Source organism: Nonomuraea sp. NPDC004702 (assembly GCF_053601695.1).
Window position 1 is genome coordinate 90,613 of record NZ_JBSGCE010000004.1, and the last position, 15,472, is coordinate 106,084.

The following is a 15,472-nucleotide window of genomic DNA, read 5'->3' on the forward strand; positions in this document are numbered from 1 at the left end:
AGGCGGCGCGCGGTGATCACGCGGGCGAGATGGCGGTCCGGTATGACGGCCGCCATTGATCCGGCTGACTCGCCTTGACACGATGCGCAAGATCCCGTGTCAATCCATCGAGGGAACTTGCGCATGTTGAAGCTCCGACCAGGGCTGAGCGCGCTCGTCGTGATCGCGTCGCTCAGCCTGACGACGCCGCCCTCGCAGGCGGCCCCGCGCGGCGCGCCCGCCTGCGCGCCCGGCACGACCGTCACCACCGACTCGGGCCAGGTGTGCGGGATCGCGGGCGAGGGCCTGCGCTCCTGGCTCGGCATCCCCTACGCCGCCCCGCCTGTCGGCGACCTGCGCTGGACGCCCGCGCGCCGGGCCACGCCCTGGCCCGGCGTGTTCTCCGGCACCGGGCGGGGCAGCCCCTGCCCGCAGGCGGAGCTGCTCGGCTCCCCCTCCGAGGACGAGGACTGCCTCAAACTCAACGTCGCCGCCCCCGAAGGGGCGCGGAACCTGCCCGTCATGGTGGAGTTCCACGGCGGCGGCTTCCGGTACGGCGCCCCCTCCGACGGCTCCTACCTGGCGAAGGCCGGCGACGTCGTGCACGTCGGCGTCGGCTACCGGCTGGGCGTCCTGGGCTTCCTGTCCCACCGGGCCTTCGGCCGGAACGCCGGCAACTACGCCCTGTCCGACCAGCAGGAGGCGCTGCGCTGGGTGCGGCGCAACATCGCCCGCTTCGGCGGCGACCCCGGCAACGTGACGATCTTCGGGGCCAGCGCCGGCGGGTCGAGCGTCTGCGCGCACACGGCGTCGCCGACCGCGAAGGGCCTGTTCGAGAAGGGGATCGTGCAGAGCGGCGAGTACAACTCGCTGCGCGGCGTGAACACCTTCTGGCAGCCGCAGGACTGCAAGGCCGAGCTGCCCACGCAGGCCGAGGCGCAGGCCCAGGGCGGCCGGTTCGCCGCCGCGCTGGGCTGCGAGCAGGCCGCCGACCCGGCCGCGTGCCTGCGGGCCAAGCCGGTCAAGGCGCTGCTCGACCAGTCCGGCGACGGGCTCGGCCCGGACCGCGGGACGATCGCCCCCATCGTGGACGGCCACATCCTGACCATGTCGCCGTCCCGGGCGTTCGCCAGGGGCAAGGTCAACAAGGTCGCCCTCATGCACGGCGTGGGCCGCGACGAGGTCCAGCTCCCCGCCGCGAACACCCCGGCCGAGTACGAGACCCTGGTCCGCCAGCAGTATGGCCCCCTCGCCCCCGAGGTGCTCGCCCGCTACCCGCTGGCCAGGTTCCCCGCGCCGGCGGCGTTCATCGCGTACCGGACGATCGTGGCCGACAGCAACTCGGTCTGCCCGGCGCTGCTCAACGACGAACGGCTGGCCGCGCACCTCCCGGTGTACGCCTTCCAGGTGGACAACGCCGACGCGCCGCCGCTGTTCTTCCTCGACCGGACCAAGCCGAACGGCGCCTTCCACATCAGCGAGGCGCCCTTCCTGTACTCCGACGTCAAGGACCTGGACGCCAACCAGCGCTCCTTCGGCGCCCAGCTCGTCGCCCAGTGGACGGGCTTCGCCCGGACCGGCGACCCGACCGCGGAGGGGACCCCGCTGTGGCCCCGGTACACACGCACCGACCCCGCCGTCATGTCCCTGGCCCCGGCCGGTGACAGCCAGGTGACGCGGGAGATCGCCAGGCAGCACCAGTGCGCGTTCTGGAACAAGGAGGCGACCTCATGATCCGGCTGCTGACCGCGCTCTGCCTCGCGCTGCTGCAGGGCCCCGCGCCCGCGCAGGCGGCGACCGGCGGCGACTGGCCCATGTGGCAGCAGGGCCCGCTGGGCTGGCGGCACAACGCGGCCGAACGCGCGATCAACCCGCGCACGGTCGGCGGCCTCGCGCTGAAGTGGGCCTTCGCCTATCCCAAGGAGGCCGGCACGCCGCGCAGCCAGCCCGCCGTCGTGGGCGACACCGTGTACTTCGGCTCCCCCGAAGGCAAGCTCTACGCCAGGGACGCCGCCACCGGCGCCGCCCGCTGGGAGTTCGACCTGACCACCGTCGGCACCGGCCGCACGCAGGTGCAGGACGGCCCGGCCGTGGCCAGGGGCAAGGTGTACTTCGGCGACGTGCGCGGCTGGTTCTACGCCGTCGACCAGCGCACCGGCCGGCTGGCCTGGGCCCGCCGGCTCGACGACACCGTCACGGCGATCGTGACCAGCTCGCCCCTGGTCTTCGGCGACCGCGTCTACGTCGGCGTCTCCAGCGGCGAGAACATCCTCGGCAAGGAGCACGCCTGCTGCACCTTCCGCGGCCACCTCGACGCCATGGACGCCGACACCGGCCGCCCGGTCTGGCGCTTCAACACCGTCCCGAAGGCCCGCCAGGACGGCACCTGGCCCAACGGCGTCCCCCGGTACGCCCCCTCGGGCGGCGGCGTGTGGAGCTCCCCCGCCCTCGACCCGGTCACCCGCACCCTCTACGTCGGCACCGGCCAGAACTACACCGGCAGCGCCGGCCACTACGACTCGGTGCTGGCGCTGGACATCGACACCGGCCGCCCGCGCTGGACCCGGCGGATGACCGACGTGGACACCTGGCGGCTGGAGTGCTCGCTGCCCACCCCCGAGGACCGCGAGTACTGCCCCAACCTCCCCGACGGCACCGCGCTCGACTTCGACCTCGGGGCCGCGCCCAACCTGTTCAGGGCGGGCGGGCGCGCCCTGGTCGGCATCGGGCAGAAGGCGGGCGTGTACCACGTGCTCGACGCCCGTACCGGGAAGATCGTCTGGCAGCGGCAGCTGTCGAAGCCGATGCCCGGCGGCGGCCTGTCCGGCGTCCAGTGGGGCACCTCCTTCGACGGGCAGCGCCTGTACGTGGCCACGTACATGGCCCAGCCCGGCACCCTGTTCGCCCTCGACCCGGCCACCGGGCACCTGCTCTGGGAGACGCCCAACCCGGCCGACGGCTGCGCCACCGGCGGCGCGGCCCAGTACCCGAACGTCTGCCGGCTCGGCCACACCCCGGCCGTCTCCAGCACGCCCGGCCTGGTCTGGGAGGGCAGCATGGACGGCAAGATGCGGGCCTACTTGGCGCGCACCGGCGAGGTCGTGTGGGCCTACGACACCATGCAGGAGGTGCAGGGGGTCAACGGCCTGACCGGGCGCGGCGGGGCCGTCTCGGGCGGCGGCGGGGCCGTGGTGTCGCACGGCATGCTGTTCGTCCAGTCCGGGTACTCCTTCACGCCGTACCCGAACCCGTACGGGTCGGTGTTCCTGGCCTTCAGCCTTCCGTAGGCGCCGCCGGGGCGGTCGAGCCGCGCACCACCAGCTCGGTCGCCAGCTCGACGTGGTGGGAGTCGATGCGCTCGCCGGCCGCCAGCCGCAGCGCGGTGCGCAGGGCCGCCCGGCCCATCTCGCGCAGCGGCTGGCGCACGGTGGTGAGCTGCGGCGAGGCCATCCGGGCGATCTGCGTGTCGTCGAAGCCGACGATGCTCAGGTCCTCCGGGATGCGCAGGCCGCGCGACCTGGCGGCCTCCATGACCCCGAGCGCGATCTCGTCGCAGCCGGCGAAGATCGCGGTCGGGGGCTCCGGCAGGTCGAGCACGCTCGCGCCGTTGACCAGGCCGTCCTGGTAGTGGAAGTGGGCGGTGCGCACGTAGCCGGGCGGCTCGGGCGCGCCGGCCGCCTCCAGCGCCGCGCGGTAGCCGTGCAGGCGGGCCTGGTTGCAGGCCGAGGTCGGCGGGCCGCCGATGTAGGCGATGCGGCGGTGGCCCAGCGACAGCAGGTGCTGGGTGGCGGTCAGGCCGCCGGCGAAGTTCGTCGAGCCGACGCTGGTCACGCTGGTGGTCGGCAGGTTGAGCGGGTCGATCACGACCAGCGGCAGCCGGGCCCGCGTCAGCGCCCCGAGCTGCGCGCCGGTCAGCTCGCTGGTCACCACGATGAGCGCCCGCCGCCCGGCGGCGACCAGGTCGCGCGCCCAGCCGCCGGTGCGCTGGTGGCTCTTCCTGATGCTGACGACGACCGACGTCTCCAGCTCGTCGCCGGCCTCGATCGCGCCGTGGATGATCTCGGTGGAGTAGGCGTTGAGGTCGTCGTCGAACTGCACCTCGACCGTGGCGGGGCCGCCCGCCTCGCCGCGGCGCGGCGTGGCGGGCACGTAGTCGTGCTGCTGGAGCAGCGACTGCACCAGCGAACGGGTCGCCGGTGCCACGTCGCTGCGGCCGTTGAGCACCTTGGAGACGGTGGCGACGGACACGCCGGCCGAGGCCGCGACGGTGGCCAGCGTGGCGCGCCTAGGAGCCGGCATCTGTTCCTCCTCGGATCTCCACGGGTGTGACCAGCCGCCTGCCCGCGCCGGCGGGCCGCGTCGGCCCGGTCAGCCGGACCACGCCGCGGCACGGCAGGTCGGCGGCGGACGTGCCGACGAGCACCTCGACGTCTCCCGGCTCCACGACGCGCCGCAGGTCGCGCCCGGTGAAGGCGGTCCTGTCGGTGTGGACGAGGAAGGAGACCCGCCTGCTCTCGCCCGGTTCGAGGTGCACCCTGGCGAAGCCGGTGAGCTGCTTCACCGGCCTGGTGACCTGGGCGAGGACGTCGTGCAGGTAGAGCTGCACGACCTCGTCGCCCGCCCGGCCGCCGGTGTTGGCGACGCGGACCGAGACGGTGAACTCGCCGTCGGTCGGGACCTCGGCGGCACTGATCCGCAGGTCGCCGACCTCGAAGGAGGTGTAGGAGCGGCCGTGCCCGAAGGGGAACAGCGGGGTGGGATCGAGGTTGCTGATGCCCTTGCTGTCGGCTCCGAGCGGGGGCTGCAGGTAGGTGCCCGGCTGCCCGCCAGGATGGCGGGGTATCTGCACGGGAAGCTTGCCTCCAGGCTGGACACGACCGCTCAGTATACCGGCGATCGCCCCGCCGCCCTCCTCTCCCGGCATGAACGCCTGGACCAGCCCGGCGGCTCCGGCGTGCGCCTCGCCGAGCGCGTACGGGCGGCCGGAGACGACCACCACGACGACCGGCGTGCCCGTCGCGAACAGCTCGGCCAGCAGGTCGGCCTGGAGGCCGGGCAGCCGCAGGTCCTCGGCGTCGCAGCCCTCGCCCGACGTGCCCTGGCCGAACAGCCCGGCCAGGTCGCCCACGACCGCGACGCACAGGTCGGCCGCGCGGGCGGCGGCGGCCGCCGCGGCGAAGCCGGACCGGTCGCCGCCCTGGACCGCGCAGCCCGGCTCGTGCACGATCTCGGCGCCGGGCAGCTCGGCGCGCAGCGCGTCCAGCACGGTCGGGGCCTCGACGCCGAGCCCGAGCCCGGGGTAGCGGGGCAGCACGTGGTTGGGGAAGGCGTAGCAGCCCATGAACGTGCGCGGGTCGTCGGCGCACGGGCCGACGACGGCGATCCGGCCGAGGCCCGCGCGCAGCGGCAGCGCCGTCCCGGGGTCGAGCAGCACGATCGAGCGTTCGGCGAGCTCGCGGGCGAGGGCGCGGTTGGCGGCCGAGTCCAGCTCGACGTCCGGCGCGCCGGCGACCGAGCCCTCCGGCGTCCAGCCGGGATCGAGCAGGCCGAGCTGCACCTTCTGGGTGAGCAGCCGGCGCGCGGCGCGGTCGATCAGCGACTCGGGCAGCTCGCCCCGGCGCACCCGCTCGACCAGGTGGGCGCCGAAGCCGAGGGTGTCGGGCAGCTCGACGTCCACGCCGGCGGCCAGCGCCTGCGCGCCCGCGTCCGCCGGGTCGGCGGCCACCTGGTGCATGGTCGCCAGGAACGGGACCGCCCAGTAGTCGGACACGACGGTGCCGGTGAACCTCCACTCCTCGCGCAGCAGCTCGGTCAGCAGCCAGGAGTCGACGGCGGCGGGCACGCCGTCCACGTCGGAGTAGGAGTTCATCACCGAACGGGCGCCGCCCAGGGTGATCGCCGCCTCGAACGGCGGCAGGATCATGTCCATCAGCTCGCGGCGGCCCATCGGGACCGGGCCGTGGTTGCGGGCGGCCCGCGAGGCCGAGTACCCGGCGAAGTGCTTGAGCGTGGCGATCACGCCGGCGCTCTCCAGGCCGCGCACGTACGCCGCGCCGAGCATCGAGACGAGGTACGGGTCCTCGCCCATCGTCTCCTCGACCCGGCCCCACCGGTAGTCGCGGACCACGTCGAGCACCGGGGACAGGCCCTGGTGGGCGCCCACGGCGCGCATGTCCCGCCCGATGGCCGCGGCCATGCGCTCGACCAGGCCGGGGTCGAAGGTGGCGGCCCAGGCGATGGCCGCCGGGTAGACGGTGGCGCCGTAGGTGGTGAAACCGGTCAGGCATTCCTCGTGCACGAGGGCGGGGATGCCCAGCCTGGACAGCCCGACGACCTCGCGTTGCAGCCGCACCACCTCGGCGGCGCCCTCGGCCACCGTCACCGGGACGCTGCCGAACACGCGGGTCAGGTGGCCGAGCCCGTGCCGGGCGGCCTCCCCCAGGGGCACGGTGCCGGAGGCGGCGAAAACGTCCTGCATGGGGGCCACGTTGTGGGTGCCCGTGCCGTCCGGGTCGGGGGCGGGGGCCGCCTCCTCGTGCGCCATGTCGTTGCCCACCCATCGGCTGCCGAGCTGGGCGACCTTCTCCTCCAGCGTCAACTCCTGAAGGAGGGCCTCGACGCGCTCGGCCACGGGAAGCGCCGGGTCCAGCCACGGACCGAGGACCCGATCCGCCGGGGTCCGATCTAGAGCCGTCATGAACTGCACTCCTTCAAGAGTTCTGCCGCAAAGTTTCGAAACATTTCGGAGCTGGGCCTGCCACCTGCACAATGCCGCAACTGGGGCAGAATAGCCAGCTAGATGCCCGCGCGAGATTACTACACAGCCCCGGCCGCCGCCCAGCTCCGTTTCCGCGACAGAGGTCTTGACAGGGAAATGGTCGAAATCTAGATTGACGTGCCGCGCGGTCATGTCGCAAATGTTTCGACTAGTTCACTCAACGGCGAGCGGACGAGCGGCATTGGGGGGTTTGCCGATCCGACCGCCGGCCAACGCGTCCCAAGGACAACCGAGCCGCGGCCAGGCCACGGCATTCGAGTACGGAGATCAGCGTGGAGACCAGGACAACCTCTCGCCGCACCTTCCTCAGCCTCTCGATGGGGCTGCCCCTGGGAGCCGCGCTCGCCGCCTGCGGCACGTCGGGCCCCACCCGCGCCGGTGGCGGCGGCCCGACCGGCGGTGGCGGCGGCGGCGCCAAGGCCACCTACTGGTACCTGTCGGTCGAGCCGCAGGAAGGCGTGCGCCGCCGGGCGATCGAGCGCTTCAACAAGGCCAACCCCACCACCCAGATCGAGGGCACGGCGTTCCAGAACGACGCCTACAAGACCAAGATCAAGACGGCCATCGGCGCCGGCCAGGCCCCCACGCTGATCTGGGGCTGGGGCGGCGGCACGCTGCGCAGCTACGTGCAGGCCGGCCAGGTGGAGGACCTCACGTCCTGGTTCTCCGAGAACGCCGCCGTCAAGGACCGGCTGTTCCCCTCCTCCTTCGGCGCGGCCACCGTGGACGGCAAGATCTACGCGATGCCGTGCGAGACCGTGCAGCCGATCGTCCTGTACTACAACAAGGAGGTCCTGGAGAAGGTCGGCGTGCAGCCGCCGACGACCTGGGGCGAGATCATGGACATCGTGCCCAAGATCAACGCCAAGGGCATCGCGCCGTTCTCGCTCGGCGGCCAGTCGCGCTGGACCAACATGATGTGGCTGGAGTTCCTGTTCGACCGGATCGGCGGCCCCGAGGTGTTCCAGGCGGTGTTCGAGGGCCAGAAGGACGCCTGGTCCCACCCCGCCGCCCTCGACGCCCTGACCAAGATGCAGGACCTGATCAAGGCGAACGGCTTCATCAAGGGCTTCTCCTCCATCACCGCCGACTCCAACGCCGACCAGGCGCTGCTCTACACCGGCAAGGCCGCGATGATGCTGCACGGCGGCTGGACGTACGGCGGCATGAAGAACGACGGCGGCGACTTCGTCCCCGGCGGCCACCTCGGCTACATGAACTTCCCGCCCGTGGACGGCGGCAAGGGCGACCCGAGCAACACCGTCGGCAACCCCGGCCAGTACCTGTCGATCTCCGCCAAGGCCACCCCCGAGCAGAAGGAGATCGCCAAGAAGTTCTTCACCAGCGGCGTGCTCGACCAGACCGAGGTCAAGGAGTGGGCGGACACGGGGGCCGTGCCGATCGTCAAGGGCGCCGACGCGGCCTTCGCCTCCTCCCCCGACGCCGAGTTCCTGAAGTTCGTCTACGGCATCGCCAGCAACGCCAAGACCTTCGCCCAGTCGTGGGACCAGGCGCTCAGCCCGACCGCCGCCGAGGTGCTGCTGGACAACATCGCCAAGCTGTTCCAGCTGTCCATCTCGCCGCAGCAGTTCCAGACGAACATGAACGCGGTCATCGGCAAGTGAGCGTGATCCCTATCCCCGCCGGGCGGCGGGCGCCGGCGGCGGCCGGGCGAGGGGGCCGCGGCTCCCTCGCCTGGCTGGCCGTCCCGGCGTTGCTGCTCTTCGTCGCCTTCGGCGTGATCCCGCTGATCGGGGTCCTCGTCCTCAGCTTCACCTCCTGGGACGGGCTGGGCGACATCGGCTTCGCCGGCCTGTCGAGCTGGCAGGCCGTGCTCGCCGACCCCGGGCTGCCGCACGCGCTGTGGGTGACGTTCCTGGTGATGGCCGCGTCCTGGGCGGTGCAGACGCCGGCCAGCATCCTGCTCGGGGTGTTCCTGGCCGGCCGGCAGCGCTACCGGGCCGTGCTGTCGGTGTTCTACTTCATCCCGCTGCTGCTCAGCTCGGCCGCCATCGCCATCACCTACAAGGCGCTGCTCGACCCGAACTTCGGGCTCGGCGCCGGGCTCGGCCTCGACCTGCTGGCCCAGGACTGGCTGGGCGAGCCCGTCCTCGCCTTCAGCGTGGTGATCTTCGTGGTGTCGTGGCAGTTCATCCCGTTCCACTCGCTGATCTACCAGGGCGGCGTGCGGCAGATCCCGCGCTCGATGTACGAGGCCGCCCAGCTCGACGGCGCGGGCCGGGTGCGCACGTTCTTCAGCATCACGCTGCCGCAGCTCAAGTACACGATCATCACGTCCTCGACGCTGATGGTGGTCGGGTCGCTGACGTTCTTCGACCTGATCTTCGTGCTGACCGCGGGCGGGCCCGGCGACGCCACCCGGGTGCTCGCCCTGGACATGTACAAGCGGGGGTTCCAGGCCAACCTGATGGGCCCGGCCAGCGCGATCGCGGTCATCCTCGTCCTCGTGGGCCTGGCGCTGGCGCTGCTGCTGCGCCGCCTGGGCGGCCGCGACGCCTCGGCGAGCCAGCTGGAAGGGGCCTGACATGGCGACGACGCTGACCAAGCCGGCGCGGCGGGCCGCCGGGGCGTCCCGGCGGGCGGGCGGCCCGGCCGCCGCCCGCCGCAACTGGGTGGCCGGGGTCGCCGGGTGGATCTGGCTGGCGATCGTGGTGGTGCCGATCTACTGGATCGTCATCACCAGCTTCAAGGAGCAGAGCTCCTACTACGCCTCCAACCCGCTCGCGCCGCCGGCGGAGCCGACGCTGGGGGCCTACCAGCTGGTGCTGGAGTCGGACTTCGCGCTGTACTTCTTGAACAGCCTCCTCGTCACCCTCGGCGCGGTGATCCCGGCCGTCGGGGTGTCGTTCATGGCGGCGTACGCGATCGTGCGCGGCGGCGGGCGGTTCCTGCGCGGGGTGAACTCGCTGTTCCTGATGGGGCTGGCGATCCCGCTCCAGGCCACGATCATCCCGATCTACCTGATCATCATCCGGCTGCACCTGTACGACTCGCTGCTGGGCATGATCCTGCCCTCCATCGCGTTCGCGATCCCGCTGTCGGTGCTGGTGCTGTCCAACTTCATCAGGGACGTGCCCAAGGAGCTGTTCGAGTCGATGCGGCTGGACGGCGCCACCGACTGGGGCATGCTCTGGCGGCTGACCTTCCCGCTGACCCGTCCGGCCGTGGTGACGGTGACCATCTACAACGCGCTGACCATCTGGAACGGCTTCCTGCTGCCGCTGATCCTGACCCAGAGCCCGGACAAGCGCACGCTGCCGCTGGCGTTGTGGACGTTCCAGGGCCAGTACAGCGTGAACGTGCCCGCCGTGCTCGCCTCGGTCGTCCTGACCACGCTGCCCATCCTGATCCTCTACGTGGTGGGCCGCCGTCAGCTGCTCAGCGGGCTGACCGCGGGCTTCGGCAAGTGAGCGGCGGTCCTCCCCCGCGTGGGAGGGCCGTCCATCGCGGCGCGCACCAGGGCCTCGGCGTCCCTGGCCAGGACGGCCCGCGCCCGCCGGCGGCCGGCCGGCGGCGTGGCGCGCAGGGGGGCCAACAGGCGCACCTCGACGGCCAGCCGCCGGGTCGCGGTCACCCGGAGCACCGAGGCGAGCAGCGAGTCCTCGCCCACGTAGCAGGCGCGGGTCGAGGGCCGGCCGTCCTCGCGGTAGCGCAGCGTCGCGGGCCGTACGGCGGCGCCCGCGTCGATCGCCGCCTGGAACACCGCCGGCCGGAAGTCGCCCATGCCGAGCCCGCACCACGTGGTGCCCTCGGGGAAGGCCACGACGGTGTCGCCCGCCCGCAGCGCCGCGGCCACGGCGGCGACCGCCGACGGCAGCGCGGACAGGCGTTCCCTGTCGATGAACAGCGCGCCCGAGCCCGCGGCCAGCGTCCGGACGACCGGCCAGGCGGCGATCTCCCGCTTGGCCAGCGGGCGCGCGGGCACCGCGGCCGCGACGACCAGCGGGTCCAGCCACGACACGTGATTCGCCACGACCAGCACCCCGGCCTCCCCACCTCCCCCCGACCCCGCGGCCCCGCACTCGCCCCCGACCCTGACCCCGGCCCCGGCCCCGGCCCCGGCCATGGTCGGCGGCCGGGGCGCCTCCGCCGGATCCTCGGCGACGAGGTCCAGGTGGATGCCCAGGGCGCGCAGCAGGAGCCGGGCCCACCGTCCGGTGACGCGCGCCCGCACGTCCGGGCGGGCGTGGCGGAACGCCAGCGCCACCGGCACCCCGGCCAGCACCACCAGGGCCGCCGCGAGCAGCCGCAGCGCCCGGCGGGCCGCCCCCGCGCCGACGACCGCCGCCCGCACGCACATGTCCGGCGTGCACGGGCCCGTACGCAGCCAGGGGCCGGTCACGGCGTCCCGCCCAGGAAGTGACGCAGGTAGCGGGTGTTCACCTGGGCCATCGAGAGCAGCACGAAGAAGTCGGCCGTGCCGAAGTCCCGGTCGTGCGCGGGCGGCCCGCACACCCACGCGCCCAGCCGCAGGTAGCCGCGGAGCAGCGCGGGCGGCACGAACCGGTCGGAGCGCGGCGCGCCGTCGGCCGCCCAGGGCACGTGCGGCGTGACCCGGTGCTCCTCGGGGCCGAGCGGCACCCGTCCGGCCACCCCGGCCGCCAGCGCGCCGCCGTCGTCGAGCGGCACCGAGCAGCAGCCCGCCAGCCACTGGTGGCCGCCGCTCACCATGTACCGGGCGATCCCGGCCCACATCAGCGCGACCACCGCGCCGTCCCGGTGGTCCGGGTGCACGGTGGTACGTCCCGCTTCGACCAGGTTGTTGCGGATGGGGGCGAGGGCGCGCAGGTCGAACTCGCCGTCGGAGTAGAGCCGGTCGGACCGCCCCGGCGGCAGCAGCCGGTACGTCCCCACCACCCGCCGCCCCTCCCGCACCAGGAGGTGGTCGCAGTAGGCGTCGAACCGGTCCACGTCGAGGCCGGAGACCGGGCTGTCGAGCCGCGCCCCCATCTCCTCGGCGAAGACCTCGTACCGCAGCCGCTGGGCCGCCTGGAGGTCGGCGGGGCTCGTGGCCATGCCGACCGTGTACCGGCTCGTGTCAAGAGAGATCGTCATGGGCGCGGGGTCCTTCCCTGAAAGCGTCTCGCGACCATGTCGTCATGCCGACATGACGGCCGGCTCTCGCGTCGGGGGCACCCAGGCGTCGGAGCGGTGAACTAGCTCGCGGCCTCCTTCTCGCGGTCGCGGCGGTTGGCGTACAGGCTGGTCAGGGTGACCGTGGTCAGGACGGCGACGATCACGCCGAGCGAGGCGAGCGTCGGGATCTGCGGCATCCAGTCCCACACGCCGTGCGCCCAGTGCAGCATGAGCTTGACCCCGATGAAGGCCAGGATGACGCTCAGCCCGTGGTTGAGGTGGCGCAGCTTGGCCAGGACGCCCTGCAGCACGAAGTACAGCGCCCGCAGACCCATCAGCGCGAAGGCGTTGGTGGCGAAGACCAGGAACGGGTCCTCGGTCACGCCGTACACGGCCGGCACGGAGTCCACGGCGAAGACGATGTCCGTGCCCAGGACGGCGACGGCGGCCAGGGCCAGCGGCGTCAGGGCCAGCCGCCCGCCCTCGCGCACGGCCAGCCGGGAGCCGCGGTAGTCGTCGGTGACCGGCACAAACCGGCGCACCAGCCGGACGCTGCGCATGGACGAGATGTCCACCTGCTGCTCGTGGCCGCCGAGCACGTCCTTGAGGATCTTCCCGGCGGTGACGATGAGGATCGCGCCGAACAGCAGGAACGCCCACGTGCCGCTCTGCAGGGCGGCGGCGCCGAGCCAGATGAAGATGCCGCGCAGGACGAGCGCCCCGACGATCCCGTACAGCAGGACCTGCCGGGCCAGCGCCGGCGGGACGGCGAAGGCGGCCAGCAGCAGCATGAACACGAACAGGTTGTCCACCGACAACGACTTCTCCACCACGAACCCGGTGAAGAACTCCACGGCGACGCCGCCGCCGTGGTCCGCCCACAGGTAGAAGCCGAAGATCACCGGCAGCACCAGGTAGAACACCGACCAGCCGGCCGCCTCGCGCATGCGGACCTCGTGCGGGCGCCTGGTCAAGAGAAGATCCAGCGCCAGCAGCAGCACGAGCCCGGCGATCGCGACCAGCCAGAGGGTGGGCGTGGCGATGGTGCTCAGGGCGGGGGCAGCCTGCAATGTGCCCGGGGGCATGGGTCCTCCTCGAACGCGCGTCATCGTTCGAGGTCTCCTTCGCCCGTGCGCCGATCGCGCGGGCGGCCGCCCGGGGACGTCTGGGACGTCCGTACTGACCGGGCCGGCGCTTGCGAAGTACTCCCCTCGGCACCCTCAGCCTAGGCGAAGTCACGACATGTCACCACCTGTTGGCCGCTCCCATCTGCGCGCCGCCCGCCACCAGGCGCAGAGCCCTCGCTACCGGCGGAAGGCGACGAGAGCCTGACTGCGGGGCGGAAAAGCGCTGACTGTGCCATTTACCGTTAGGAAACTTTCCTTTATATTTGGGACTATCCCCCAGCATGAAGGAACGGTGACATGCGCAGAGTATGGACCTTCTTAGCCATGGCGGCGGTCTCCGTCGCCACCGTCGTCGCGCTCTCCCCGCCGGCCTCGGCGCACGGTTACATCTCCGACCCGCCCAGCCGCCAGGCCAACTGCGCGGCCGGCAAGGTCAAGAACTGCGGCCAGATCATCTGGGAGCCGCAGAGCGTCGAGGGCCCGAAGGGCCTGCGCAACTGCAGCGGCGGCGACGCCCGGTGGGCCCCGCTGGACGACGACAGCAAGGCCTGGCCCGCCGCGTCCGTCGGCGACACGGTCAACTTCAAGTGGCTCATCGAGGCCCGGCACGCGACCAGCACGTGGGACTACTACGTCGGCAGCACCCGGATCGCCTCGTTCAACGACCACGGCAGGGAACCGGGCGCGACGGTGACGCACACGGTCAGCCTGGGCGGCCGGACCGGGCGCATCAAGCTGCTGGCCATCTGGAACATCGCCGACACGGAGAACGCCTTCTACAACTGCGTCGACCTCCAGGTGGGCCCCGGCGGCCCGACGCCGACCCCCACCGCCACCCCGACGCCGACCCCCACGCCCACCCCGACCCCCACGGTGACCCCCACGGTGACCCCGACCCAGGGCCCGACCGGCAACTGGACGGCGGGCACCGCGTACAAGTCGGGTGACCAGGTGGTCTACAACAACGTCACCTACCGCTGCCTCCAGCCGCACACGGCGCTGCCCGGCTGGGAGCCGCCGAACGTGCCCGCCCTGTGGCAGCGGGTGTGATCGTCTAGCTCCGGTGCACGGGGGCGGTGCGGTCGGCCATGATGGACGGGCCGGCCGCACCCCCCTTCCGGAAGGACGCCGATGAAGCGACTTCTCCTCGCCCTCGGCGTCGTCGCCGGGGTGGCGGCGGCCGTCTGGGGCGCCGTCGCGGTGCTGTCCGCGACGGCCGATCCGGCGCCGGCCAGGCAGCGATTGGCCGTCGCCCCGCTGGTGGTGCGGGACAGCGTGATCACCGACGGCGGCGGCCAGGTCGTCGAGAACCTCGCCGCCGACTGCGCGGCCAGCCGCCACCCCGCCTTCTGCCGCCGGGTGCACGACGAACTGACCGCGATCGATCCGCGGCTGCTCACCCGGGGCGGCCTGGTCGTGGCCACCGCGCTCGATCCGCGGGCGCAGCAGGCGGCGCAACGGGCCGTCGAGGCGCGGGTCCGCCCGGGTGACGCGCCCGTCGCCGTCGAGGCCATGGTGGCGCCCGGCAGCGGCGAGATCAGGGCGCTGGCCGCCAGCCGCGGCGACGGCGCGCACGCCCTGTCGCAGGGCTCCACGGCGATGGCGTACACGCTCGCGGCGGCGCTGTCCGGCGGCTTCCGTTACGACGACGGCTTCCCCCGCGCCCGCTCCTTCCAGGCCACCGGCTACAACTCCTTCACCAACTGCAAGGGCGAGAACGTCGGCGACCCCGCCCACACGGTCGTCGGCCCCGGCGGCGAGGACGGCGGCGCGTTCACGACCCTGCGTTCGGCCGCCCGCGCCGTGCCGAACCCCTTCTTCCTGCGGTTGGAGGAGCGGGTCGGCCTCTGCCGGACCGTGCGCACGGCGCAGCGGCTCGGCCTCGCCCACCGCGACGGGACACCGCTGCGGGAGTACGAGACCTTCACGCTCGGCATCAACGAGGCGGACACCGTCACCGTCGCCGCCACCTACGCCACGCTGGCCGCCCACGGCCTGCGCTGCGCGCCGAGGGCGGTCAAGGAGGTCCGCGACGGCTCCGGCAAGGTGCTGCACGCCCTCGGCCCCCGGTGCGAGCAGGTTCTGGACGCGGCCGTCGCCGACGCGGTGACCGGCCTGCTGCGGACCGGCGGCCTCGGCCGGGACGCGGCGGCCCTGGCGAGCAGGATCCCCGACCTCGGGTCGGCCTGGTACGCCGGTTACACCCCCGATCTGGCCGCCGCCGTCAGCCTCGGCTTTCCCGACGAGTCCGAGCCCCGCACGTTCCCCGACGGGTCCCAGCGGCGCCCGCCCACCGCCGGGCGCGATCGGCCCACGCTCACCGGCCTGACCGTCGGCGGCCGCCGCTACGACACCGTGGACGGCGCCACCGTCCCCGGCCCGATCTGGCGGGCCTCGATGGCCGAGGCGCTGCGCGGGGCGCCGAAGTCCCGCTTCCCGGAGCCGGACGAGGCCCGCTTCGGCGGCTGCCGGCTGGCCTGCCCGCAGTAAG

12 protein-coding genes are annotated in these 15,472 nt (G+C 73.1%); 7 read left to right on the forward strand and 5 right to left on the reverse strand.

The features are described 5' to 3' along the window. Positions 1-123: 123 nt before the first annotated feature. Together ACWEJ6_RS07390 and ACWEJ6_RS07395 are read left to right on the forward strand one after the other, a co-directional pair. Positions 124-1,713, forward strand: coding sequence for a carboxylesterase/lipase family protein (locus ACWEJ6_RS07390; protein ID WP_452422106.1), 1,590 nt, complete (start codon positions 124-126; stop codon positions 1,711-1,713). Next, positions 1,710-3,266 carry an outer membrane protein assembly factor BamB family protein gene (locus ACWEJ6_RS07395; RefSeq protein ID WP_452422108.1) on the forward strand — a complete coding sequence of 519 codons (1,557 nt, stop codon included), beginning with the start codon at positions 1,710-1,712 and terminating at the stop codon, positions 3,264-3,266. Before ACWEJ6_RS07390 ends, ACWEJ6_RS07395 begins: the two co-directional genes overlap by 4 nt. Here the strand turns inward: ACWEJ6_RS07395 and ACWEJ6_RS07400 are convergent. Continuing rightward, complete coding sequence (locus tag ACWEJ6_RS07400) at positions 3,253-4,278, reverse strand: LacI family DNA-binding transcriptional regulator (RefSeq protein ID WP_364336868.1); 1,026 nt, start codon at positions 4,276-4,278, stop codon at positions 3,253-3,255. The genes ACWEJ6_RS07395 and ACWEJ6_RS07400 overlap by 14 nt on opposite strands. Beyond that, a complete protein-coding gene (locus tag ACWEJ6_RS07405) occupies positions 4,265-6,676 on the reverse strand; it encodes a glycoside hydrolase family 3 N-terminal domain-containing protein (RefSeq protein ID WP_452422111.1) in 2,412 nt (803 codons plus the stop codon). The genes ACWEJ6_RS07400 and ACWEJ6_RS07405 overlap by 14 nt, the downstream gene beginning before the upstream one ends. Positions 6,677-7,029: 353 nt before the next feature. On the opposite strand from ACWEJ6_RS07405, the gene ACWEJ6_RS07410 reads away from it, so the two are divergent. From ACWEJ6_RS07410 to ACWEJ6_RS07420, 3 genes are read left to right on the forward strand one after another with little or no spacing between them, the layout of a single operon-like run. Next, a complete protein-coding gene (locus tag ACWEJ6_RS07410; RefSeq protein WP_352328308.1) occupies positions 7,030-8,382 on the forward strand; it encodes an extracellular solute-binding protein in 1,353 nt (450 codons plus the stop codon). Beyond that, a complete protein-coding gene (locus ACWEJ6_RS07415; RefSeq protein WP_452422113.1) occupies positions 8,379-9,302 on the forward strand; it encodes a carbohydrate ABC transporter permease in 924 nt (307 codons plus the stop codon). The genes ACWEJ6_RS07410 and ACWEJ6_RS07415 overlap by 4 nt, the downstream gene beginning before the upstream one ends. A gap of 1 nt (position 9,303) precedes the next feature. Then, on the forward strand, positions 9,304-10,188 hold the full coding sequence (locus ACWEJ6_RS07420) for a carbohydrate ABC transporter permease (RefSeq protein WP_452422115.1): 885 nt from the start codon (positions 9,304-9,306) through the stop codon (positions 10,186-10,188). Here ACWEJ6_RS07420 and ACWEJ6_RS07425 read toward each other — a convergent pair. The 3 genes from ACWEJ6_RS07425 to ACWEJ6_RS07435 form a co-directional block, all read right to left on the reverse strand. Continuing rightward, complete coding sequence (locus ACWEJ6_RS07425) at positions 10,149-11,120, reverse strand: lysophospholipid acyltransferase family protein (protein ID WP_452422117.1); 972 nt, start codon at positions 11,118-11,120, stop codon at positions 10,149-10,151. The two genes, ACWEJ6_RS07420 and ACWEJ6_RS07425, sit on opposite strands and share 40 nt — an antisense overlap. Next, positions 11,117-11,833, reverse strand: coding sequence for a GNAT family N-acetyltransferase (locus tag ACWEJ6_RS07430; protein ID WP_452422119.1), 717 nt, complete (start codon positions 11,831-11,833; stop codon positions 11,117-11,119). Before ACWEJ6_RS07430 ends, ACWEJ6_RS07425 begins: the two co-directional genes overlap by 4 nt. A 101-nt stretch (positions 11,834-11,934) precedes the next feature. Then, a complete protein-coding gene (locus ACWEJ6_RS07435; protein ID WP_452422121.1) occupies positions 11,935-12,939 on the reverse strand; it encodes a TerC/Alx family metal homeostasis membrane protein in 1,005 nt (334 codons plus the stop codon). Between the two features lie 339 nt (positions 12,940-13,278). Here ACWEJ6_RS07435 and ACWEJ6_RS07440 point away from each other — a divergent pair, with 339 nt between their 5' ends. Both ACWEJ6_RS07440 and ACWEJ6_RS07445 read left to right on the forward strand, forming a co-directional pair. Beyond that, positions 13,279-14,031 (forward strand): lytic polysaccharide monooxygenase, encoded by a 753-nt coding sequence (locus ACWEJ6_RS07440; protein WP_452422123.1) that lies wholly within the window; start codon positions 13,279-13,281, stop codon positions 14,029-14,031. Positions 14,032-14,112: 81 nt separating this feature from the next. Continuing rightward, a complete protein-coding gene (locus tag ACWEJ6_RS07445; RefSeq protein WP_452422125.1) occupies positions 14,113-15,471 on the forward strand; it encodes a hypothetical protein in 1,359 nt (452 codons plus the stop codon). The last annotated feature ends 1 nt before the right edge of the window (position 15,472 follow it).